The organism is Amycolatopsis anabasis (genome assembly GCF_009765355.1).
Lineage (GTDB): Bacteria > Actinomycetota > Actinomycetes > Mycobacteriales > Pseudonocardiaceae > Amycolatopsis > Amycolatopsis anabasis.
Map to the genome: position 1 here is coordinate 144,884 of NZ_VTHK01000015.1, position 22,147 is coordinate 167,030.

Consider the following 22,147-nt stretch of genomic DNA (forward strand, 5'->3'; position numbering starts at 1 on the left):
ACCGATGAAGGAAACCGAACCTTCGTCCGGCACGATGCGGAAGGTCGAGACGGGGCCGCGGGTGGCACGGGTGAAGGAGATGGGGAGTTACCTCGCCCTGGTGATCGTCCCCGTGGCGCTCGCGGTGCTCGCGGTGCGGGTGTGGGGTGGCGCCACTCCGGGCCCGGGCGTTCCGGATCCGGGCTCCGCGGCCGGCGCGACGACCGAGACGACGTTGTACCGGCTGCTGCTCGCGGTCGCGGTCATCGTGTCGACGGCGCACGGGCTTGGCGCTCTCGCCGCCCGATTGGGGCAGCCCAGGGTGATCGGCGAGTTGGTGGCCGGGCTGCTGCTCGGTCCGCTGGTCCTGGGGGCGGTGCTTCCCGAAGTGCAGGGGTGGGTCTTCCCGGCGCAGATCGGGCCCGCACTGGATGTGCTGGCACAGCTCGGGGTCATCTTCTTCATGTTCCTGGTGGGGCTCGAACTTCCGCTCGGCACCCTGCGGCGCGACGGTCGTTCCGCGGTCGTACTGGGACATGCGGGCATCGCGTTGCCCTTTCTCGCCGGCGCCGTTCTCGGTCTCACCCTGCTGGAGCGCTATCGGCCCGCGAACATCGGTGTCGTTCCGTTCGTGCTCTTCTGCGGTCTGGCCCTGAGCATCACCGCCTTTCCCGTACTGGCTCGGATCCTCGCGGAGCGGGGACTGCACCGCACGCCGGTGGGCGCACTGGGGCTTGCCTGCGCGGGGATCGGTGACATCACCGCCTGGTGTCTGCTCACCTTCGTGATCGCGGAGGTGCGGAGCGACGGCGCGATGGGCGCTGTGGCGGGCACCGTGGCGCTGACCGTCCTATTCGGACTGATGATGGCGTTCGTCGTGCGGCCCCTGCTGGCCGGCTGGTTGCGGCGGTTCGCGGACCGCGAAAAGGCGGGAAATCTGGTGGCCATGACGCTGCTCGTCGTCATCCTGCTTTCGGCATGGGGCACCGAGCGGATCGGAGTGCACGCGATTTTCGGTGCTTTCGTCGCCGGCGCCGTGATGCCGCGGTCTTCGCCACCGGTGCGGCGATTCGCGGACCGCCTCGAGGGCCTGACCATGTGGCTCATGCTTCCCCTGTTCTTCGCCACGGTCGGGCTGAAGACGTCCGTGGATGGGCTGGGGAACGCGGGCGTCTGGCTTGCCGGGCTGGTGATCCTCGTGGTCGCCATGGTCACCAAGATCGTGGGCACCGCGGTGGCGGGCCGGTTCGTCGGCCTGGAAAGGCGTGCGTCGTGGAGCGTCGGCGTGATGATGAACTGCCGTGGCCTCACCGAACTGGTCGTGCTCAACATCGGTCTTTCACTCGGTGTCATCGGCCCCGATCTCTTCGCGGTCCTGGTGCTGATGGCGTTGTTCACGACCGCGATGACCGGACCACTGCTCTCCCGCCTCCGGTTGGAACCGGACCTGGCCGGTGTGGCCGCCGGCGGTGGGTACGGGAGGAAAGGCGATGACCGTGCGGGATGACGGAGCGGCGGCAGCGGTACTGGTGCAGAAATACGGTGGCAGCTCCCTTGCCACGACCGAACAGGTGCGCGCCGCGGCGCGCCGGATCGGGGCGGCCCATCGGGCGGGCGGAAAGGTGGCGGTGGTGGTCTCGGCACAGGGCGACACCACCGACGAACTGCTGCGGCTCGCGGCCGAGGTGAATCCGTCCCCGGCGGGGCGCGAGCTGGACCAGCTGATGGCCACCGGGGAGACCGCTTCCGCTTCGCTGATGGCCCTGGCCCTGCAGGCCATCGGCGTTCCGGCGATTGCTTTGTCGGGAGCGCAGAACGGGATCCTGGCGACCGGGCGGCACGGTGCGGGGATCATCGTGGCGGTCGACACCGAGCGTGCGAACCGCTTGATGCGCGACGGCGTTGTCGTTGTGGTGGCGGGTTTTCAGGGTGTGGACGCGGAGGGCGACGTCATCACGCTCGGCCGGGGTGGTTCGGACACCAGCGCGGTGGCCATCGCGGCCGAAACCGGTGCTGGGCACTGTGAGATCTATACCGATGTCGACGGCGTGTACACCGCGGACCCGCGCATTGTCGCGTCCGCGCGGGTGATGCCCGTGGTGGACGTCGACGTGATGGCGGAGATGTCGTTCGCCGGGGCCAAGGTCATGCATTCCCGCGCCGTCGAACTCGCGGCGATGTACCGGGTCGAGATCCACGTCGGACACTCCGCCGCAGCCACGCCGGGCACGCGCATCCAGATCAAGGACGGAGAGAAAATGCTCGAGGCGAAGCCTGCCGTAATGGCTGTCGTGCATGACACGAACGTGGTGCGCCTGGTCATGCGTACCGCGCGTCGGGACGGTGAACTGATGCCAACCTTGTTCCGTTTGCTGGCACAGCAAGCGATTCCGGCCGATATGACCACCATTTCCGAACGGGACACGAACGAATTCTCCATCGGCATCGCGGTCCGCCGGATCGACGCCGAGCCCGCCCGTGCCGTTCTGTCTGAGCTCGCCAACGGCTGCGGCGGGCGAGTCGAGGTGGACGACGGCATCGGAAAGCTGTCCATTGTGGGCAAGGGCCTGCTCAACCGTCCCGATTGCATCGCTCGAATGTTGTCGTCCCTCACCCGGGCGGGAATCCCCACCACGTCGGTCTCAACCTCGCAGTTGAGGATCTCGACCACCGTCCCGGCGCAAGAGGTGACCCGCGGGGTCGAGGTCCTGCACACCGCCTTCGGCCTCGATTCGCAAAACCCGGCGCTCGAACCCGCTCATAAAGTCTGAAGCGACGACCGACAACGGACCCACAAACACATCGACCCGGGCCGATCGGGTGCCCTCAGCAGAATTCGAACCTGCGGCACCTGCGCCCAGGAAGAGCGGTTTAGTTGCCTGCTAGAGCCTCGTAGAGCCTTCCTTTGGATTACAGGTCTCGCGGCAGAGATGAATCTTGAACCCCAGAGCTCGGCGAAGCAGCCACTGTTCGCGCGTAGTTCGGTGACCAGTTGCTGGAGCCGCCAGCCGGCTGGATAGTGGGCGGCGGCCGCGCACGTCGGCGCCTGCGTGGCCGCATGGTCAAACCCGCGATGGTCGATTCATCTCCAGGCGCGGAGCTGCTTCGGGCCGTGTCGAGAATCCCGCGTGGTCGCGTCCGAGGGCGTGGTGGCCGAGGCTCACTTGCGGGGGTGTGGCTGAGGACGGCCACTTTTCGTGGTTGCGACGTGATCCCGCAACCACGAAAGGGCGGCCTCAGTCAGTCGAAGGGGCGGTTGATGACGTGGAGGGTGGGGGTGGTGCCGTTGGGCGGTGTGGTTATGGCGAGGAGTTTTCTGGTGCCGTCGGCCCAGGTGAGTCCGCGTGGGGCGAGGACGCCGCTGTCGGTGATGTTGAGGGTGTTCTCGGGGACGGCGCCGCCGGTCTTGTAGAGGTAGGCGTCGTCGCGTGGATTGCGGACGCCGGTGGCGAGGTATTTACCGTCGGCGGAGGTGGCGACTGAGTTGGGGTAGCTGCCGGTGTGGTAGGCGCCGGCTCGGGAGAGATCGGCGGTCGCGAAGGCTTCGACGTGGTCGCGGGAGCCGGATGCGGTGTAAAGGGTGGCGCCGTCGGGCGACAGGGACAGATCGGCGAGATCGCTGCCGACGACATTGCCCGCGCCTCGGGATTCGAGTTTGCCGGCGGTCACGGCGTAGACGCGGATGTTGGCGGGGCTGAGTTGCGGTTGCCCGGCGACGACTGGGCCGTCGGCGTCGGGTTGCGCGGTGAGCAGTGGTGCGCGCTGGTATTGGGCGTCGCCTTGCAGGTCGAGAGTGACGGCCGGTGGTGTCGTGGCGGTGTCCAGTTTGCCGATGCCGCCGGTCCAGTTTTCTTCGCAGCCGTAGCCGAACCAGATGGTGCCTTCGGTGCGAGCGAGGTGGGTGGGGCAGGTTTGGGCGCCGGTGGCGTAGCGCGCGGTTTCGGTGAGCGTGGTGGTATCGATGGCGGAGATCGCGTCGCCGGAGGCCTGGGCGACGTAGAGGGTGCGGTTGTCGGCGGACAGGGCCAGGCCGGTGGCGCCGTACTGGCCGCTGATGGTTTTGCGGACGTTGCCGGAGAAGTCGGTCACCACGACCGCGTTCGTGGACTTGCCGCCGGAGATGAACACCCGGTGGTTGGTCTCGTCGACGACGGTGTCGGCATAGGCCGGAAGGCCGAGTGAGCCGCGGGTTTCCGCGTTCGCGTTGGGCGAGGTGGCTATCAGTAGCGAGGCGGCGACGGCAGGCAAAAAGGTGAGCGTGATTCTTCGAACTGAAGGCATCCCCCGGTCCCCATTTCGTGAAGTATTGACGAAGCTTCTTGATTCTCCCAGTGGAAAGTATCGATAACTGATCGGGAACGGATACCGCTCTTCGGTCGCATCCCACGCGGCCGAACGGGCTTCTGGCTGGTAATCGAGGCGGTCCGCGAAGATCATTTAGTTGATGCCATGAGGGATGTCTGCCTCGGCGTTGGTGAGAAACCGGCCAAACGGCCTATGGTGTGCGAACTGACCTTCACGCTACCGTCAGTCGCAGAGTCGTTTGTCCTGGGGATCCGTCGGGGAGGGTGCACGGCTCGTCGTCCGTATTTTCCGTGATGGTTTGGGGGAGCCCCAGTCATGGTTAAATTTCGCGCGCTGTTTTCTTCTGCCCTGGTAGCGATCCTGTTTCTGGCCGGTCTTTCGCCAGGCCAGATGGCTTCGGCCGCACCGTCCACAGTGGCTGGTTCGGTCCGGCAAGCCGAGGTGCGGCAGCCGAATGTCGCGCCGACTCCTCCGGGTCCGGAAAATGCTCTGCCCCGCCAGGAGCCCACGCCGACCGGCGGTGTGCTCCTGGAAGCGAAGCGGGCCGGCGAGCAGGTTGAGCGGCGGACGGCGACGACGAAGTCCTACCGGCTGGCCGACGGCCGGACGGAGGTGGAGGTGTCGGCCGGCCCGGTGCACTACCGGGACGCGGCCGGGAACTGGCAGGAGATCGACACCCGGATCGCTGGTGTGGACGCACGATCCGGATTCGCCTTTGCCAGCGAACGTGGCTTGTACCGAAGCTATTTCGGTGCCGGCTCGGACCGGATGGTGAAGTTCCAGCTCGGTGAGCGGCAGGTGGAACTCGGCCTGGACGGCCCGGCGCGTGGCTTGGCTCCGAAGGTGGACGGCAACTCGATCTCCTACCCGGATGCGGCGGGGGATGCGGATGTGGCGTATGAGGTCACACCGCAGGCGTTGAAGGAAAAGATCGTCTTAGACAAGGCGCCTGCCACGGCGGCGTTCACCTTCTCGCTGCGGATGGCGGGTGTGGAGGCGAAGCAGCAGGTGGACGGCTCGATCGCCTTCTACCGCCAGGGTGGGGAGGGGCCCGCGCTGTTCTTCATGCCGAAGCCGTTCATGTACGACAGCCGGGATAGCGCGACATCACCGTACGGCAAGGCGTACAGCGACAAGGTCACCCAGACCCTGAAGCAGGAGGGTGACCGGTTCGTCATCGTCGTCACCGCGGACGACGAGTGGCTGCGTGCCGGGGACCGGAAGTTCCCGGTGGTGATCGATCCGACGATCAAGATCCAGCCGACGCCCACGCAGTCGCAGGACGTCATGATCAACTCGGATGCGCCGGGTACGAACTACGACGGCAACTGGCGGCTGTCGGTCGGCGCCACGACGAGTTCGGTCGCGCGGAGCCTGCTGAAGTTCGACCTGGCGGGCATCCCGGCGGGCACCCGGCTGGACTCCGCGCAGCTGCAGACCTATTACGACCAGGACCACACCACCGGTGCCAACGATGTGGCGATCGAGGCGCGACGCGTGACGGCGCCGTGGACGGAGAACACCGCCACCTGGAACTCGATCAACGCCGCCTTCGGAGAAGTCGGCCAGAATGCCGAGCAGGTCGACAACGGCGACACCGGAAAGACCGCGGTGAACGGGGAATGGCCGGTGGTCAACACCGGCGACGCGCAGCACGCGATCGGTGGCACGTACCGGGTGAACCGGAACTCCCGGACCGGGGAGACGTTCGCCTGGGTGCCGCGGTTGACCGAGCCGGGGGAGTACCAGGTCGAGGCGCACAACGTGGCGGCTGCGGATCGGGCGACGAACGCGCCGTTCACAGTGTTCCACGCCGGTGGCGAGCAGAAGGTGCTGATCAACCAGAGCACGGGCGCCGACGGGGTGTGGCAGCCGCTGGGTAAATGGGGTTTCAACGCGGGGACCAGCCACAAGATCGTGCTGGGTGATGTCGCGAACCGGGCGGTGGTGGCCGATGCGGTGCGGCTGACCAAGCTGGGTGTGCAGTTGAAGAAGGCCAACAAGGCCAATGTGTGGCACAGCTTCAGCGTGCGCTCCACCGTGCAGGACTGGCTCAACGGCACCCACCCCAACCACGGTTTCATGCTGAAGGCAGCCGACGAAGCGTTGGGCAAGGGCGGGCCGCGGTATGCCGCGGCGGAGTTCGCCTACAACGGTGAAAGCGCGCACACCCCGAAGCTGCTGCTGACCTACGGACGTCCGGGTGTGTCGCTGGACGCGCCGACCAGGATCCGGGCTACCGGCGCGGATCTGAGCTGGAGCCAGTACCGCGATCCCTCGACCGATCCCGGAGACGACCTGGTCGAGTACCAGGTGCACCGCAGCGTTTTCCAGAACTTCCGGCCGTCCGCGGCCACTTTGGTGGCGCCGATCAAGGCGGACAGGACCAGCTACAACGACACCACCGCGACCCCGACCCGGGCCGATGACCCGCAGCCGTTCGGCAGCGCCTTCTACTACGTACTCGCGGTCAAAACCAGGGACGGGCAACTGATCCCGTCACAGACGCAGCTGGTGCGCCTGCCCAAGGCAGGCCGGGTCGTCAAAGTCGTTCAGGGCGACACACCGGACACCACCCTGACGGCGAAGCAACCCGACGGTGGGCACGATCAACTCACCGGTGAACCCTGGCTGATGGTCGGTAACTCGAGCGCCACGTTCGGCGCCGCCCGCGCCGTCGTCAAGTTCCCCAACCTCGGTCTTCCGGCGGGGGCCCGGGTGGTGGACACCGAGCTCGGCCTGTGGGGATTCACCTCTGTCATGGACGGGGCCATCGGCACGGGCACCTACGAGCTGCACGGCCTGACCAGGGACTTCGACGAGGCTGCCGCCTCGTGGAACCGTGCCGGTCCGGCCGCGGCCTGGTCCGCTCCGGGTGGCGACTTCGACCCGGCGATCGCCGGCGCGGTCGACAAGGTCACCAACGACCCGACCTGGCGTACCTGGAAACCGAACGCCCTGGTGCAGAAATGGGTTAACGAACCTGCCTCGAATCGAGGCGCTCTGATCAAGCTGGCCGACGAGTCCAAGGCCACCGAGCGCACCTTGTTCCTGTCGAGCGAGGCCGCCGAACCGGAGCTGCGTCCCCGGTTGCTCATCACCTACACCGAGCAGACCGCGGAAAACACCTACTACGCACCGACCACCCCGGATCGGATGATCCCCGGCGACGAGTACACGGTTCCCGTCACGATCACCAACACCACCGGCGCCGCGTGGCCGAAAGCCGACTGGGCACTGTCCTACCACTGGGCACTCCCCGACGGGACCGACTACACCAACCCCGGAAACCGTGCCGAAACCCTTTTGCCAGCCGATATCCCGGTCGATGATGTGTCCACAGTGGACGCAAAGGTCAAGGCCGCGATTCCGGTCGATCTCGGAAACAAGCGCGAGTCGTTCATCCTGAAATGGGACCTCCGCAATACCAAGACCGGGAAATGGCTTTCGGAAATCAGCAAGGTCCCGCCGCTCGCGCAGAACATCACTGTCGAGGACCCGACCTCCAACCAACTCGGTTTGGAGAAGTTCTACCAGTACACCGCCGTGGGCACCGGCGCCGGTTCGACCGCGATGGTGAACCAGTTCGCCGGGAACGCGGTGTGGAGTTACAACGCCTTCTCCCACCCGAGCCGAGGACCGGCGACTTTCCTGCGGATGACCTACAACTCCCAGGACACCTCCAACTCCTACATCGGCTACGGCTGGTCCCTGTCCACCTCGACCACCATGCGACTCGGGTCGCCATTGGAGTTCTACGGCTGGGCAGGGCCCGGGTTTCCGCAGAAAGTGGTGTTGGCCGACGGCGATGGCACCCGTCACCAGTTCGAACTGAACAAGCACAACAGCGGCAACCCGGCGGACTGGGACTACGACAAGCCCGCGGGTGTGCATTCCTACCTGCAACGCAACGGCGGCGATGACGCGACCCGCATGTGGGTCATGACCAGACCGGACCGGACCCAGTTCTTCTTCGACACCGACGGCTACCAGACCGCGACCGTCGACAAGAACGGCAACGAGATGCAGTTCACCTATGAGCGATCCAGCATCTCGAACCGCAACACCGGGGTCCTGCGGTACATCACCGACGCCACCGGCCGCCGCACGCTGAACCTCGAGTACTACGCCCACGGCGACCCGGAATACGACTACTACACCGGCGACAAGAAACAGCACGGCACCAACCTCGCCAACGGCAAAATCGCCAACCAGCTCAAGGCCATCAGCGACATCACCGGCCGCCGCGTCGAATTCGTCTACAGCGATCGCGGCCTGCTCCAGGAGATGACCGACGGCGCAGGAACCCAGGCGTCGAAAAAGTTCATGTTCTTCTACGACAACACCTGGCTCGACAAAAACCCGAAACTGCTCGCGGTCACCGATCCGCGCGGCCACTCCACGGGGCTGACCTACCACAGCGACCCAAGCCGCAAATGGAAGGTCGAGAAGTTCACCGACCGCAAGCAGAAGAACACCAGCTTCGACTACCGCGACCCGGACGGCGACCAGGGCTCCTTCGTCGAGTCCACCGTCACCGACGCCCGCAACAACCCCACCACCACCCTGATCGACGGCTACGGCAGACCCACCAAACTGACCAACGCAAAAAACGAGAAGACCGAACTCACCTGGGACACCGACAACAACGTCCGCCGGTTGGAGGAGGACAACAAGGCGGTGTTCACCTGGGTCTACGACCCAAATACCGGATTCCCGGTCGAGATCAAGGACGCCGAGGCCAACGCGGCGAACGGGCCACCCACCAAGCTGGCCTATCACACCGGGCTCAAGGGGCACGTCGCAGACCTCAACGAGAAGACCAGCCCCGAGGGCCGGAAGTGGCAGTTCACCTACGACGGCACAGGAAACCTGGTCGCGGTGACCGACCCGATGGGGACCTCAACCCCTACCGAGGGCGACTACACCAGCACCTACGCCTATGACGACGTCGGCCAGCTCATCACCGCCACGGACGCCAACGACAACGCCACCCAGTACCGCGACTACGACGCGACCGGCTACCCGACGCGGACCATCGACCCGTACAACCGGGCCCAGACGGTCAAGTACGACGCGCTCGGCAACGTCCTGCAGTCCAAGGACGCCAAGGGCAAGACCAGCGAGTTCACCTACGACGTCTTCGCCAGGCCGCTCACCTCGAAGACCCCGCTGGACGCCGACAACGGGAAATACATCTTCACTCCCGGCCCGGAGTACGACCCCAACGACAACGTCATAAAGCACACCGCCGCCGAAAGCGTCGTCAACACGGCTACCTACGACGCCACGGATCACCTGGAAACGACGACCGCGCCGTCGGACACCCCGGACGGGCCGGCCAAAACGACCCGATACGGGTACGACGACGTCGGCAACTTCACCAGCAGGACCGATCCAAAAGGCGTGCTCACCCCGGCAGACCCGAACGACTTCACCACGAGATACGAGTACGACCAGCTCAACCGGGTCACTGGCACGGTAGACGCCCTGAAGAACAGATCGACCAACGAGTACGACAACGTCGGCAACGTCATCACGGTCGTGGACCCGATCAAGGTTGCTACCGCGGACCTGAACGACTTCACCAGCAAGTATGGCTACGACCGCAACCACCGGGTCACCACCGTCACCGACGCCGCCGGAAGCGGGACCAGCAGCAGGTACGACCGGGACGGCAACGTCATCGAATCCACCGCGCCGGACGCGAACAACGCCAACGCCGCGGATCCGGCAATCAACACCACGCTGATCAAATACGACGCCCGCTCGATGGTCGAGGAGCAATGGGCCCCGTGGCGAAGGGACGACAAGGGCGCGGTCGTCTATCACAAGACCCGGAACGAATACGACGAGGTGGGGAACAAGACCCGCGTCATCACCCCGCGCGGCATGGAGACGGCGGACGATCCGGACGACTTCGCGCACGTGGCGGTCTACGACAAGATGAACCGGGTCGTCGAGCAATGGACGGCGTTCGACAAGGACGACGAGCGGGTCAAGACACCGGACAAGACCTTCAACACCTACGACGAGGTCGGCAACCTGACCGAAGTCAGCGCGCCGCCATCGGCCGGGCAGACGATCCGCAACGTCACCCGCAGCACCTTCTTGGACACCGGCTGGGTCCGGTCCAGCACCGACCCGTGGAACATCACCACGGCCTTCGCGTACGACTCGTTCGGCAATCAGACCAGTCGAACCCTCACCGCGGCTGGCGGCTCGGCCAGCCGGGAGATGAAATGGACCTACTACCCCGACGGCAAGACCAAAACCCGATCTGACGACGGAGCCCCGGTCGGCCGGGACGTCGCCGTGGTGGACAACTCGGATCCGGCCGCGGTAGTGACCGGCAACTGGGGCGTGGCGGGTCCGGCGCCTGATCACGAAGGCTACGACTACCGGCTCCACAACCCGGGGACCGGTGCGGACACCGTCACGTGGAACATCGATGTGCCGCGCAACGGTGCCTACGAGGTCTTCGTCCGGTACACCGCGGCAGCGAAAGCCACCAACGCGACCTACACCGTCGAACACGACGGCGGCAGTGCCACCAAGGTGATCGACCAGACTCAGCAGGCCGGCCAGTGGGTGAGCCTGGGCAAGTACGGGTACACCGAAGACCAGATCCGCAAGATCATATTGAGCGACAAGGCCGACGGCACCGTTGTGGCCGACGCCGTCAAGCTCGTCCGCGACGGCACCGGTGAAAGAGACGATGAGCAGAAGACATTCGGATACGCCTACGATCCGAACAACAACCTGGTGGAGATGACCGACACCAGCCCCGGTTCCGCGGTCGACACGTACACCATCGGTTACAACGGGCTGAACCAAGTCGAAAAGATCGAGGAGAAACTCAAGAATGTAACCAAGAAAACCACCGGTTACACCTACGACGCCAACGGCAACGCGAAGACTCGGACGCATAACGCGCAGAATGCGGTGTACGAGTACGACGTCCGAGACCTGCTCACCAAGGTTACGAACACAGACACCGGGCCGGGTGCGAAATCACAGGTCACCACCTTCGGCTATACCCCTCGGTCGCAAAAGAAGTCGGAGATCAAGGCCAACGGCAATACTGTCGACTACGATCAGTATTACCCCGATAGCCGGTTACGGCATTCCATCGAGAAGAAGGCCGACGGAACGACTGTCGTCGCGGAGCACACCCTCGATTACGACGCGAATGGTCAGTTGATCCGCGACGCGTCACGAAAGATGAACGCGGACAACCACACGGCGGCCATCGACGAGGTCCGCAGCTACACGATCGATCCGCGCGACAGGCTCCGCAAATCTGTGAAGTCCGATCCCGGAGGTAAGGAACTCGAGACCGAGACCTACGTCCACGACGCGAACAACAACGTCATCGAGCAAACCCTCGAAGGCAAGACCACCCGGTACACCTACGACCGCAACCGGCTCATCACCGCGCAGAACGACCAGCACATCACAATCAGCACCTACGACCCCTACGGTCGGCTCGACAAGGTCACCTCGGCCGGGAAGCTCGTCGAAAAGTACCGCTACGACGGCTTCGATCGCGTCGCGGAACATCAAAAGCTCAAGGAAGGCAGCGCGACCGAACGCGTCACCACCCGCTTCACCTACGACCCGATGGACCGCACCACCACCAAGACCGAGGGCGACAAGAAGACCGTCTTCGCATACCTGGGCCTGTCGAACGAGGTCCTCACCGAAGAAACCGCCGGAAAACTTCAGAAGTCCTATCAGTACAGCCCATCCGGAGAGCGCCTCTCGCAAACCAAGAAGACCGGTGACAATCAGAACGAGAACGCCTTCTACGGTTACAACCCCCATACCGACGTCGAGACGCTGACGGACGACAAGGGGGACGCGAAGGCGACCTATGGCTACACCGCCTACGGAAGCAACGACAAGGAGTCGTTTACCGGGATCGACAAGCCCGACCCGCAAAATCCGGCGAAAGAGGCTTACAACCCGTACCGGTACAGCGCGAAACGCTGGGACGGGGCGACCGGCACCTACGACATGGGCTTCCGAAACTATTCCCCCGATCGCAATGCCTTCCTCAACAGGGACTCCTTCAACGGAGCACTCGACGACCTCGGGCTCGCCATCGACCCCTGGACCGGCAATCGCTACGCCTTTGCCGGGGGAAACCCGGCCAGCCGGGTCGAAATTGACGGCCACGAGCCGCGCGACACCGCGATCAACTGCTCGGGTTTCGGAGTCCAGGACTCGGCCGAGACCTGTGCTCCGGAAACCGAGGAAGAAAAGGCCTGGGCAGTCGGTCAGGCGATCTGGTGGGAGCAGTACAAGGCACAAAAAGAATGGGTTCGAAAGAACTCCCCGGAAACCACACGTCCGGAGGAGGTCCTCCAGGACCTGCAGGGAGCCGATTATGTCGGATCGTGGTGGGACCCGAAATACACCGGTGCCAACGGCGAGGTCAAGCGCAATTGCTTCGGCAGGGCGGGATGCCAGAAGGCGATCGAGTACCTGCGTGAGAACAAGGATGACGTCCAAGGCGCCAAGTTCATCGCCGCCACCTACTGCGTGGTCAACATGGAGACCTGCGAGCGGCAGGCGGGAATCGCCAGCATCGGCGAGATGCTTCTGGCCCTGGGCGTTGGCGCGGGTGCGGGGGCTGGCCGGGTCGGGGCGGCCGGAAAGACAGTGCCCAATGCGCTGGAAGCCGCGAGGACGGAAGCGGCGGCGCTGCTGGGGCTTCCCGGCCGGCATCCGACCGTGACGACCGCCGCGGTGGACCGGGTCAGCGGACAGGTGTGGTTCGGCGGAAGTGGGAACCCCAAGATCTTCATTCCGCCGGAGCTGGCGGCTCGGTTGCCGAAGCAGAGCCTGGAGCCGTGGTCCGTGCGGAACTGTGGAGAGGTCGCGGCATGCGCCGGAGCGATTTCACACGGTGCTAAGCTGGAGAACCTTGAGATCGTCTCGGTTTACACTAGAACAGGAATAGTCAAGCCTCCCTGCAGAAACTGTGAAAGATGGGTGTTCGGCGACAAATGAGCGAGCGACCTTCGATCGAACTGTTGAGGCGAGGCGGCTGGATGCCTGGTCGGGAGGTGGAGGTAGAGGATGACCTGCGTGCTCTTGAGGCGGAGGGGCATACGGCCTTCGCGGGTGCGGTTGCTTTTCTCCGCGAGTACTCGGGTCTCGACCTGCCCTGGGACCGGGATGGCTTCGCCGACGAGATCTGGTTCTCCGCCGCCCGGATCTGCCAGGACCGTGATCCGTCGTGGGTCGGTGAGTACGCGGCTCGGGCTGGTACGGCCCTGGTACCGGTCGGGGCCTCCAACACCGGCCATCTGATGCTGCTGATCGGCGAGGACGGTCGCTGGTTCGGTGGTTTCGACGACGAGTTCGGCGAACTTGGCGAAGACCTGCTCTCCTGCCTGGACAACCTAATCCTGGAAAAAGGATTCACCCGAAAACTGTGACACCTGCCCGCCTGGAAAATGGGTGAGAAATACGTCAGTGCCGGGATTGTCGGCCGCCTCGTCGAAGAAAGGAGTTGGGAGCTGCCCGAATATCGGGCTGCGTCGATGGCGCACATTCCGAGAACCCGCCAGGTCGTCCGGGGTGGGGCCTGATCTTGATCCGGCTCGGTAGCTGGCTCCGCTCGGCCGGTCGTCGACGGTCACGGACAGGCCGAACTCGATCGGGTCGCCGAACTTGTCCAGATCGGCGAGGAACGTGGTCCCGCTGAGCTGACCCTCATCGGGGATCTCATCGAGAACGCTCGGCGCGCTCACGAGCCCTTCCAACACCGGAGGAGGTCGCCAAGCGCCTGGACATCGGTACCGACCCGGACGCCATGCCCACTGTCGCCGAATGGCTCGAGCGCTGGATCGACGGCCGCAAGAAGATCCGGGGCGGCACCGACCGCTCCTACCGCTCTCACATCCGGCTCTGGCTGATCCCACACCTCGGCCACTACCGCCTCGACGAACTCACCATCGACCACATCTCCCGCATGTTCGACGCGATGGCCGAACGCAACGACCGCATTGCCGAAGCCCGCGCCAGCGACGACCCGAAAGTGCGCGTCGGCGTCCGGGGCATGCGCACGATCAGCGCGGCCACCATGCAGCGCTACCGCGCCACCCTGCGCGCCGCACTCAACGCCGCCATCCGCGCCAAACGGGGCCGTAAGGCGGCCCCGCTGATCACGTTCAACCCCGCCTCCTACGTCGAGCTGCCCTCGCGCAAGCGGCCGAAGGCGCTGCTGTGGACCCCGGCCCGGGTCCGCCGCTGGGAAGAGACCGGGGAGAAGCCGTCTCGGGTGATGGTGTGGATGCCCGAGCAGGTCGGCGAGTTCCTCGACTACGCCTACGGCCCTTACTACCCGATCTACCACCTCATCGCCTACCGCGGACTCCGCCGCGGCGAAGGGTGCGGCCTGCCCTGGTGGGAAACCGACCTCGCGGCCCAGGAGATGACCATCTCCGCCGCGCTGATCCAGGTCGGCTGGCAAGTCGAGTTCGGCGAATCCAAGTCCGAAGCCTCCGGACGGGTCGTCGCGCTGGACAACGCCACCACCGAGATGCTGGCCGAACAGAGGGAGCACCAGAACTAGCTGCGCCTCGCCGCAGGTGATGCGTGGCAGAAGACCGGGCTGGTGGTCACCAACCCCGACGGCACCCCGGTACACCCGGCCAAGGTCACCGACGCCTTCTACGAACTCGCCAAGGAAGCCGGACTCCCGCCAATCCGGCTGCACGACCTCCGCCACCATCATCCTCGCGGCCGGGGGGCACCCTGAAGAAGTGCAGGCGCTGCTGGGGCACTCCAGCATCACCATCACCGCCGACACCTACACCCACATCCTGCGCCCGACCTCGCCCGCGGCACCGCCGAAGCCTCCGCCGCCCTCGTTCCCCGTAAAGCCCGCAGCAACCACCCGCTGCCTAATAGCTTCACGCTCACCTGCAGGCCCAGCTCCGTCCATCACGGGGCCGGGCCTGGTCTCTTGTCGTCCATGCAGGGCACTGCGCCGCGCCCGCGAGCAAGGTGTGGTGGGGTCAAGCCGTGTCCGGCTTCGGCTGGGCGCTGCATTGCGCCACGTGCTGCACGGCCGCGTCGCGCACTCGGCAGTCCGCAGCCATGACCAGCGTGACGCCCACCTGCTGGCCGCGGGAATGGAAGGACATCTCGACGAAGTCGAGGACCGCGACGACCTAGGGCGGGACTCGGAGCTCTTTCAATGACCGGCGCAAATCCGGGCGGTGGCGGCGTCCAGTTCGCCGGCGACGTAGTACGACGACCGCACTCCGACCAGCGCCACATCCGGTTGCAGCAGGTCGCGGGGTGCTGGGCGCCGACGGCCGGGCCGCAGCGGTTGCCTGGGGCTATGAACGCGGAATCGTCGACACCGAAAGCACGGTTGCGCAGCCTCGGTGAGAGTGAGGCAGATCTTCGACGCGAAGCCTTCGTCAGCGCCCCTTCGTCGGAACCCAGTAGGCTCACTGCACCAGAAGCAGGGGGAGGAGTCGCAGATGGCGGTGTATGGCAGAGACGAAGCGGACTGGAACTGCCTCGTCGAGACAGGGCGGGCTTTTCTCATCGAACGGGCTCGGCTCCAGAAGATCACGACGTACACCGAACTCAATGCCATTCTCGAGCGCCGAACCGGTCTGGCCGGCTTCGACTTCAGACATGCAGGTGAACGAGCCGCAATGGGTCATCTCCTCGGTCTGATCGTCGAAAGGGACTTCCCCACGACCGGCTTGATGCTCTCCAGCTTGGTGCAATACCTCGACGCGAACGACGCCGGATCTGGCTTCTACAAGCTCGCCGCACAACTCGGAGCGCTCGAGGCGCGTGCATCGGCGCGAGCGAAAGAGGACTTCTGGATCCGGCAAGTAAACGCGGTATACGCGCACTACGCACGGGCGGTGGATTGAGCGCTGGACCTGGGGCCGGGGATGTGGCTTGCGCGTTGTCTGGGGAGTTACAGCGCTGGCGTTGTGGTGGGGAGATGTTGTTCGTAGGCGGTGCTGTCCACGCAGGAATTGTCTCTAAGCCGGGGCGCGCCAATAGCTGGCGAACCTGCAACACTGGCAGTTGATGCGATGGTGCCCTACCGCCATCGAAGATGATCTTGGGTGGTGGATCACCGCGAGTATTGCGGTTGGCCTGGAGTCGGCGACGCGCGGCAGGGCACTCAAACAATGAGTCCGGGGTAGGGGAGGATCGAGGGTGAGGAATCTGCTCGTGGCGCGCGCCACCGCGCCGCTACCCACGATTGCAGCGCTTAATGCCTCTGAGGTGGCGGACGTGGAGGTGTGGGCGCGTCGCGACGATGGGTGGCAACTGGCGCGGGTGGATGGTGACTTGGCTGGGCGGGATCTGGTTGTGCAGGCGGTTGCCGGGACGAGCTTTCCAGCGCTGGTCGCGCAGTTGCTCGGTGGTAATTGCGCGGCGGTGTCGGCGTGGTCGCCGGCGGGGGTGGCGTGGGGGTTGTGGCTGGCTGATTCACGGTTGGGGATCCAGCACCACGACACTTCGTTTTTCGCGACTGAGCTGGATCGTGACCTGTCTGGCCTGGCGGCCCCGGCGCGCACGTTGCGCCAGATCGCGCTGTGGATTGAGGAGGCCGGTCTGGGCGCGGACTCGGATGTGGATGCCATCGCTCCGCTTCTCCCCACAGTGCCCGACTCGCGAAAACCGCATCAGTTGGTTATCAATCCGGACCCGGAGTCGAACCCGACGGTCCGCCCTGTCGGTGTCGAGATCTGCAGGATCCTGTGCCACTTGGGGCTGACCTTGGCCGCCGTGCCGGGAACCTGGTGGGCGGAGGTCGTCAATCGCGCCCATGCCAGCTGGGACTGAATCCTTCCTTAAGCGCTAAGCGTACGTACGGACGCGGTCGCCTTCCTTAGGCGAAAGACGGTGCCCTAGCGGAGCGGACGACGCCGGGATGAACCCACATCGCGATATGTGCCCGTGCGATCTTGTGCAGTTGGGAGGGCGAGCAACAGGCCAAGACAGATTCTTGGGGCCTGAGGACCGCCTCCCACGACTGAATGCGAACTTCCAGTTGCCCGGCTTGATCGTCGGCTTGGGCGATTTTGGCCGCGAGGAAATCTCCGAGGGGGATCGGAGGGGTGTTGCGTGGAGTATGCAGCGGCCACTGATAACTCCACGGGCGTTCGGCGGTGTCCACGGTGGCTTCCAGCGTGAGCGGCGTGTATGCGGCGGCGGTTCGTAGGATCCGGATCGTGATGCCGCGGTAGCGCATCGCCGCCGTCGCGTCCGGGCCGTCAGGTGCTTGGAGCCGGTTGACGCACATGTCCAGCCACTCTGTGGCGTTGGCGATCGTCAATTGCCGATCGGGTGGAACATGCAGGAGGTCGTCCTCGGATTCGGCCGCTGTGGCGGCAATGTGCCACAACGCGTTCGCCTCTGCCCGCTTGGCGCTGACCAGTTCCTCCAGCGGAACACGCAGTTCCGGTGGGAGCGGATCGTTCCGCAGGGTGCTGGCCACAAGTCCTCCGTTGCCTGGCGCGGGGTCACGATCGACGGCGTCTGGACAACGCCGTGACGTTGGTGCGGCGCTCTCTGATCGAGAGCTACTCGCATGGTAGCTCAGATACAGACCAACCGCTCGGTTTAGTCAAACTAGGTTGACGCCTGTGGCAGTGGGTAACCGGTCGCCGTCATCTCGCCGACGGTATGCAGCCCGTAAATAGCGTGGGTCCGCTACGGTGTCTCTACCAGTCTCAGGCTCTGCCTTTGTGCTGGTCATGGCTGGCGCGGGGCGGGCAGTGTAGGCGATTTGGGCTAACGAAACCGGTTCGCAAACGCCTGTTACTGTGCGCAAGGGACATCACCCGTACGGCCGTACCATAGTCGCTTCTCGGCGGGCTGACCTCACAAGAGGGGCGGGCGCTGCGGCGCAGCGGCCCCCGCGAAAGATACTCACGTGCACCTAAATCAGGACGAGGACCCAACCGGCTACTCCGTGAGCATGGCTCCAGACATTCCCGTGTCGTGGCGCCAGGCACTGCCCAGCGATTGGGTGCACAAACGCGCGGTCAGCGAAGTGCTGCTGACCGACTGGCGTGCCCTGCCCGAGGGCAACGTCTTCGAGTGCGCTGCCCAGTGGCCGAGATCGCACTCTTTCTACCGAGTCCATGAGGGCGAGCACGACCCCTTGATGCTGGCTGAAACGATGCGCCAGATCGGCATCCTGCTGTGTCACCGTGCCTACACGATTCCCGTTGGTTGGTCGTTCCTGATGGGCCGGATGCGGTTCACCATCCCTACCGGCCTCGCCGCGGAGACCACCCCCGCAAACGTGGTCGTGCGGGTGACCGTGATACCGCATGACCCCACGCCGAGACGCACTCGGTTCGCCATGGAGATGGAGTTCTTCCGAGACGGCTCTCGCATCGCCCACGGGGCCGGATCGGTGAGTTGCGTGGAGCCTGCTCTGTATGCGCGGATGCGGGGATCGACCCAACCGCCGGGCGGCCCCCCGGCTGACAATCCCGCCCCGCTCGAGCCGAGTCGCGTCGGTCGGTTCGACCCGCTGGATGTCGTGATCGGGGCAGCGTATGAACCTGGTGTTTGGCCGGTGCGGCTGGAGTTCGCGCACCCCGTTCTCTTCGATCACCCACTGGATCACGTTCCAGGAATGCTGCTGCTGGAGGCGTGGCGGCAGGCCGCCCGGGACCTGCTGGGCTGGCCCGGTGCCCAACCAAGTGCCTGCGATGTGTCGTTCGATCGGTTTCTTGAGTTGTCCCGCTCCAGCCTTGTTCGGTTGGAGATCGATAACGAGTCCAGGACCGAGGCAAGGTTGAACGTTCAGGCGGTACAGGATCGTGAAGTGGCCGCAGAGGGCACGATGACGCTTCGTCGGTCCCGCGGCGGGGGTTGAGCGATCAGGCCTTCGTCAGTGTGGGCTGCTCCGTACCGACCGTCGCCTGACAGGCCACCACGTACTCGAGATACCGCGGCAGTTGAGCGGGGCGAACCACGCGGCGCAGATTGAACGTCCAGAAGTCACCGAGCCGGTCGGCGAGATCGACACGCATCGTCCGATGCTCGGAGAGCAGGTGAATGCCGATGAAGGAGCCCGCGAACAGCAGCGCCAGATCCGCCGGGTTCATGTCCTCGAGGACGATCTCGCCGGTGTCCGCAGCGCGACGCAATAAGTGTTCGGTCGCGCTGGTCCAGTCCCCCCACGGGTCTTTGTCCAGGTCAAGCCCATCGTTGTTACTGATGGTGAGCTTGATCCCGGCCCGCACCACCGGATCGTGAGTGAGCTGGTCGGCGAACTCGAAGGACAACCGGATCGCCGCCTCCAGGCCGGTCATGTCCGGGTTTTCCAGGGCGGCCTTCACCAAGGTGATCGACCGTCGATGTTGCTCTTCCACGACCGCGTGCGCGATGCCGTCTTTACTGCCGAAATGGTGCGTCAGACCACCTTGGGACAGCCCCGTCGCCTCGCGCAGGTCCGCCATGGAGGCAGCCTCGTACGACGGTTTGGCGTCAAAGACGCCGGCGGCAGCCACAACGGCGGCGCGCTGCACCTCCAGTGCTCGCCGCTGGGTTGTCACGACAGGTTCTCCAGCTTGGGCATCACGTCGGAAATGATACCGGGCAGTCGGTCGGCAGAAGTGGATCTTGACTGGCCCGATCGGGTCGAATTGGATCGCAAACGCAGCAATTCGAGGAGACGCAGTGGTAACTCACGTCCTGGTCACCGGCGGCAGCGGGTTCATCGGTTCAGCGGTGGTACGCGCCCTGACCGCTGGTCACAAGAACCACGCGAACGTGTCAGCGCTGGTGCGCACGCGGAACAGCCCGGCGGGCGTGCGGGCGCTCCGGGCCGATCTGACCGTCCCGGAGACGGTCGCGGGGGTGTGCGCGGGAGTGGACACCGTTGTGCACGCTGCCAGTTACGTCGGAGACGACACGGCGCTGTGCACCGCGGTGAACGACGAGGGCACGGCGACGCTCGTCCGGGAGGCGACCCGAGCGGGAGTGCGGCGGATCATCTACGTCAGCACCGCCGCGGTGTACGGACATCGGGCCCAGGTCGGCCACAGTCCGGATCAGCTCGAGCTGCGCCCGGAATCGGCGGCCAGCCGCAGTCGTGCCGCCGCAGAGGAGCATGTGCTCGCGGCCGGTGGGATCGTGGTACGCCCGCACGTGGTCTACGGGCGCGGGGACCGCTGGGTGGTGCCCAGCCTGATCCGATTGCGGCGGCTGCTCGACGGCTGGCCGGAGACCAGCGCCCAGGTTTCCTTGATCGCCGCGGAAGAGTTGGGGCGCCTGCTCGCTGGCTTGGCCATGGTGCAGGCGAGATCCGTGCCGTCCCAAGCGATCCTGCACGCGACTCACCCGATCCCGATACCAGTGGCCACGGTATTCGATCTGGTCGGCCGTGCTTTCGGTCTCGACCCGCCCCGGCGTTCAGTGCCGATCGCCCGGGCGCGGGACGTACTGGCTGACCGCGGGGGCGCCGCTGCCGTCCGCCGGCTGGCTATGTACACCGACGATCACGTGTACGACTCAGAGCGGATCTGGCAGATCACCGGATGCCGGCCGGGACCGGGATTCCCGGGTGACCTCCCGGAATTGGTGGGCTGGTATCGCGAGCACATCGCCGGGGAGCCTTGAGCACGTGGTCGTCTGGCGGCGAGGCGATGCGACGATCAGTCCTGGGAAAACGGGGGCGTTTCCACGGCGATTTTTCCGCCGTTGATCTCGAGCATCGCCTCCACCACGCCGGCGGTATCGAGGTATCGCTGTGCTTGTTCGGCGTACGCGGCCCGCAGGTTCGCCGCGTGCCGTTCGGGGGCGAGCCAATCCGGGTGAGCTGCCCGGGCCTGATCGACCAGCCTGCGATAGTCGTCCTCAGCGGGCTCCTGGCTGTCCGCGGTGACCCGGAGCAGCCAATCGAAGTAGCGTCTCAGGTGGGTAATCGCGGCCTTGGGGTCGTCGAGCACGGGACCGTGGCCCGGCACCATGTGGCGAATGGACTGGGCATATGTGCCTGCAGTGAGCCATTCCAGGGCGGCCAGCCAGCCACGGACCGTGCCACCGATGGCCAGCGGTGTCGAGCCCGCGAATACCAGGTCACCGGCGAAGAGGACCTCGTCGCAGATGACGATCACGTCACCGACGGTATGCGCGGGGTACGGGCAGGGAACGACCAAGGCGACGGCATCGCCTAAGAGGTCCTAACAGAATGATCTTGGTGTTGTGGTTTGATCTCGCCGGTTGTTGATCATCTGGTGGGAGGTTGGTGTGGCCCAGCGCAGGCCGTGGGAAGTCGAGGACGCGCTGTGGGAGCTGATCGAGCCGCTGTTGCCCACGGTCGAGCGGCGTTTCCGCCATCCCGGGCGCAGGCGGCTGGACGACCGCAAGGCGTTGTGCGGCATCCTGTTCGTGCTGTACACGGGCATCCCGTGGGAGTTCCTGCCGCAGGAGATGGGGTACGGCTCGGGCATGACCTGCTGGCGACGGTTGCGGGACTGGACCGAGGCTGGGGTGTGGCAACGCCTGCACGAGCTGCTGCTGGCCAAGCTGAACGCCGCCGGGCTGATCGACTGGTCGCGGGCGGTGGTGGATGGTTCCCATGTCCGGGCGGTGAGCGGTGGCCCAAAACCGGTGCGAGCCCGGTCGACCGAGCACGCACCGGCTCCAAACACCACGTGATCACCGACGGCGGTGGTATCCCGCTGGCGGTGGCCCTGACCGGCGGCAACCGCCACGACGTGACCCAGTTGATGCCGCTGATCGAGGCCATCCCGCCCATCCGCGGCCGCCGCGGGCGACCTCGCCGGCGGCCCGAGCGGGTCTACGCCGACCGCGCCTACGACCACGACACATACCGCAA

Annotated in this window: 15 protein-coding genes and 1 pseudogene; 11 read left to right on the plus strand and 5 right to left on the minus strand. The window is 65.4% G+C overall.

What is annotated here, in order from left to right; all coding sequences use genetic code 11:
• The first annotated feature begins 4 nt into the window (after positions 1-4).
• Complete coding sequence (locus FXO23_RS21155) at positions 5-1,486, plus strand: cation:proton antiporter (RefSeq protein WP_158887110.1); 1,482 nt, start codon at positions 5-7, stop codon at positions 1,484-1,486.
• The gene (locus FXO23_RS21160; RefSeq protein ID WP_158887111.1) at positions 1,470-2,750 is read left to right on the plus strand and encodes an aspartate kinase; all 1,281 of its coding nucleotides are present in this window, start codon (positions 1,470-1,472) and stop codon (positions 2,748-2,750) included. Before FXO23_RS21155 ends, FXO23_RS21160 begins: the two co-directional genes overlap by 17 nt.
• A gap of 469 nt (positions 2,751-3,219) precedes the next feature.
• Here the strand turns inward: FXO23_RS21160 and FXO23_RS21165 are convergent, their stop codons facing one another.
• Entirely contained in the window at positions 3,220-4,416 is a 1,197-nt protein-coding gene (locus FXO23_RS21165; protein ID WP_158887112.1) for a YncE family protein, read from the minus strand.
• A gap of 183 nt (positions 4,417-4,599) precedes the next feature.
• Between FXO23_RS21165 and FXO23_RS21170 the strand changes: the two genes are divergently transcribed.
• Positions 4,600-13,302 (plus strand): golvesin C-terminal-like domain-containing protein, encoded by an 8,703-nt coding sequence (locus tag FXO23_RS21170; RefSeq protein WP_158887113.1) that lies wholly within the window; start codon positions 4,600-4,602, stop codon positions 13,300-13,302.
• Complete coding sequence (locus FXO23_RS21175) at positions 13,299-13,733, plus strand: SUKH-3 domain-containing protein (protein WP_158887114.1); 435 nt, start codon at positions 13,299-13,301, stop codon at positions 13,731-13,733. The genes FXO23_RS21170 and FXO23_RS21175 overlap by 4 nt, the downstream gene beginning before the upstream one ends.
• On the opposite strand, the gene FXO23_RS21180 is transcribed toward FXO23_RS21175, so the two are convergent.
• Complete coding sequence (locus FXO23_RS21180; RefSeq protein WP_158887115.1) at positions 13,698-14,048, minus strand: hypothetical protein; 351 nt, start codon at positions 14,046-14,048, stop codon at positions 13,698-13,700. The two genes, FXO23_RS21175 and FXO23_RS21180, sit on opposite strands and share 36 nt — an antisense overlap.
• A gap of 62 nt (positions 14,049-14,110) precedes the next feature.
• Between FXO23_RS21180 and FXO23_RS51635 the strand changes: the two genes are divergently transcribed.
• From FXO23_RS51635 to FXO23_RS21195, 4 genes are all read left to right on the plus strand, one after another.
• The gene (locus FXO23_RS51635; RefSeq protein ID WP_246257629.1) at positions 14,111-14,872 is read left to right on the plus strand and encodes a site-specific integrase; all 762 of its coding nucleotides are present in this window, start codon (positions 14,111-14,113) and stop codon (positions 14,870-14,872) included.
• A 42-nt stretch (positions 14,873-14,914) separates the two neighbouring features.
• Positions 14,915-15,058 (plus strand): hypothetical protein, encoded by a 144-nt coding sequence (locus FXO23_RS51640; RefSeq protein ID WP_246257632.1) that lies wholly within the window; start codon positions 14,915-14,917, stop codon positions 15,056-15,058.
• A 733-nt stretch (positions 15,059-15,791) separates the two neighbouring features.
• Entirely contained in the window at positions 15,792-16,199 is a 408-nt protein-coding gene (locus FXO23_RS21190; RefSeq protein ID WP_179956827.1) for a hypothetical protein, read from the plus strand.
• 295 nt (positions 16,200-16,494) lie between these two features.
• Entirely contained in the window at positions 16,495-17,127 is a 633-nt protein-coding gene (locus FXO23_RS21195; protein WP_158887116.1) for a hypothetical protein, read from the plus strand.
• A 46-nt stretch (positions 17,128-17,173) separates the two neighbouring features.
• Here FXO23_RS21195 and FXO23_RS21200 read toward each other — a convergent pair whose 3' ends face one another.
• On the minus strand, positions 17,174-17,782 hold the full coding sequence (locus tag FXO23_RS21200; protein ID WP_158887117.1) for a hypothetical protein: 609 nt from the start codon (positions 17,780-17,782) through the stop codon (positions 17,174-17,176).
• 483 nt (positions 17,783-18,265) lie between these two features.
• On the opposite strand from FXO23_RS21200, the gene FXO23_RS21205 reads away from it, so the two are divergent.
• On the plus strand, positions 18,266-19,177 hold the full coding sequence (locus FXO23_RS21205) for a ScbA/BarX family gamma-butyrolactone biosynthesis protein (protein WP_158887118.1): 912 nt from the start codon (positions 18,266-18,268) through the stop codon (positions 19,175-19,177).
• A 4-nt stretch (positions 19,178-19,181) separates the two neighbouring features.
• On the opposite strand, the gene FXO23_RS21210 is transcribed toward FXO23_RS21205, so the two are convergent.
• Positions 19,182-19,859 (minus strand): TetR/AcrR family transcriptional regulator, encoded by a 678-nt coding sequence (locus FXO23_RS21210; protein ID WP_158887119.1) that lies wholly within the window; start codon positions 19,857-19,859, stop codon positions 19,182-19,184.
• A 124-nt stretch (positions 19,860-19,983) separates the two neighbouring features.
• Here FXO23_RS21210 and FXO23_RS21215 point away from each other — a divergent pair, with 124 nt between their 5' ends.
• Positions 19,984-20,925: an NAD-dependent epimerase/dehydratase family protein gene (locus FXO23_RS21215; RefSeq protein ID WP_158887120.1), complete on the plus strand. Its 942-nt coding sequence runs from the start codon at positions 19,984-19,986 to the stop codon at positions 20,923-20,925.
• A gap of 35 nt (positions 20,926-20,960) precedes the next feature.
• Here FXO23_RS21215 and FXO23_RS21220 read toward each other — a convergent pair whose 3' ends face one another.
• Positions 20,961-21,422 carry a hypothetical protein gene (locus FXO23_RS21220; RefSeq protein ID WP_158887121.1) on the minus strand — a complete coding sequence of 154 codons (462 nt, stop codon included), beginning with the start codon at positions 21,420-21,422 and terminating at the stop codon, positions 20,961-20,963.
• A gap of 133 nt (positions 21,423-21,555) precedes the next feature.
• Here FXO23_RS21220 and FXO23_RS21225 point away from each other — a divergent pair.
• Positions 21,556-22,147, plus strand: a pseudogene (locus FXO23_RS21225) (IS5 family transposase); the annotation flags it as partial.

What these genes read in the sequence shown, in the direction of transcription:
- FXO23_RS21190 (WP_179956827.1), top strand. Translation starts at nt 15,792, where the DNA reads ATGGCGGTGTATGGCAGAGACGAAGCGGACTGGAACTGCCTCGTCGAG.
- FXO23_RS21205 (WP_158887118.1), top strand. Translation starts at nt 18,266, where the DNA reads ATGGCTCCAGACATTCCCGTGTCGTGGCGCCAGGCACTGCCCAGCGAT.
- FXO23_RS21170 (WP_158887113.1), top strand. Translation starts at nt 4,600, where the DNA reads ATGGTTAAATTTCGCGCGCTGTTTTCTTCTGCCCTGGTAGCGATCCTG.
- FXO23_RS21165 (WP_158887112.1), bottom strand. Translation starts at nt 4,416, where the DNA reads ATGATCTTCGCGGACCGCCTCGATTACCAGCCAGAAGCCCGTTCGGCC.
- FXO23_RS51635 (WP_246257629.1), top strand. Translation starts at nt 14,111, where the DNA reads ATGCCCACTGTCGCCGAATGGCTCGAGCGCTGGATCGACGGCCGCAAG.
- FXO23_RS21175 (WP_158887114.1), top strand. Translation starts at nt 13,299, where the DNA reads ATGAGCGAGCGACCTTCGATCGAACTGTTGAGGCGAGGCGGCTGGATG.
- FXO23_RS21155 (WP_158887110.1), top strand. Translation starts at nt 5, where the DNA reads ATGAAGGAAACCGAACCTTCGTCCGGCACGATGCGGAAGGTCGAGACG.
- FXO23_RS21160 (WP_158887111.1), top strand. Translation starts at nt 1,470, where the DNA reads ATGACCGTGCGGGATGACGGAGCGGCGGCAGCGGTACTGGTGCAGAAA.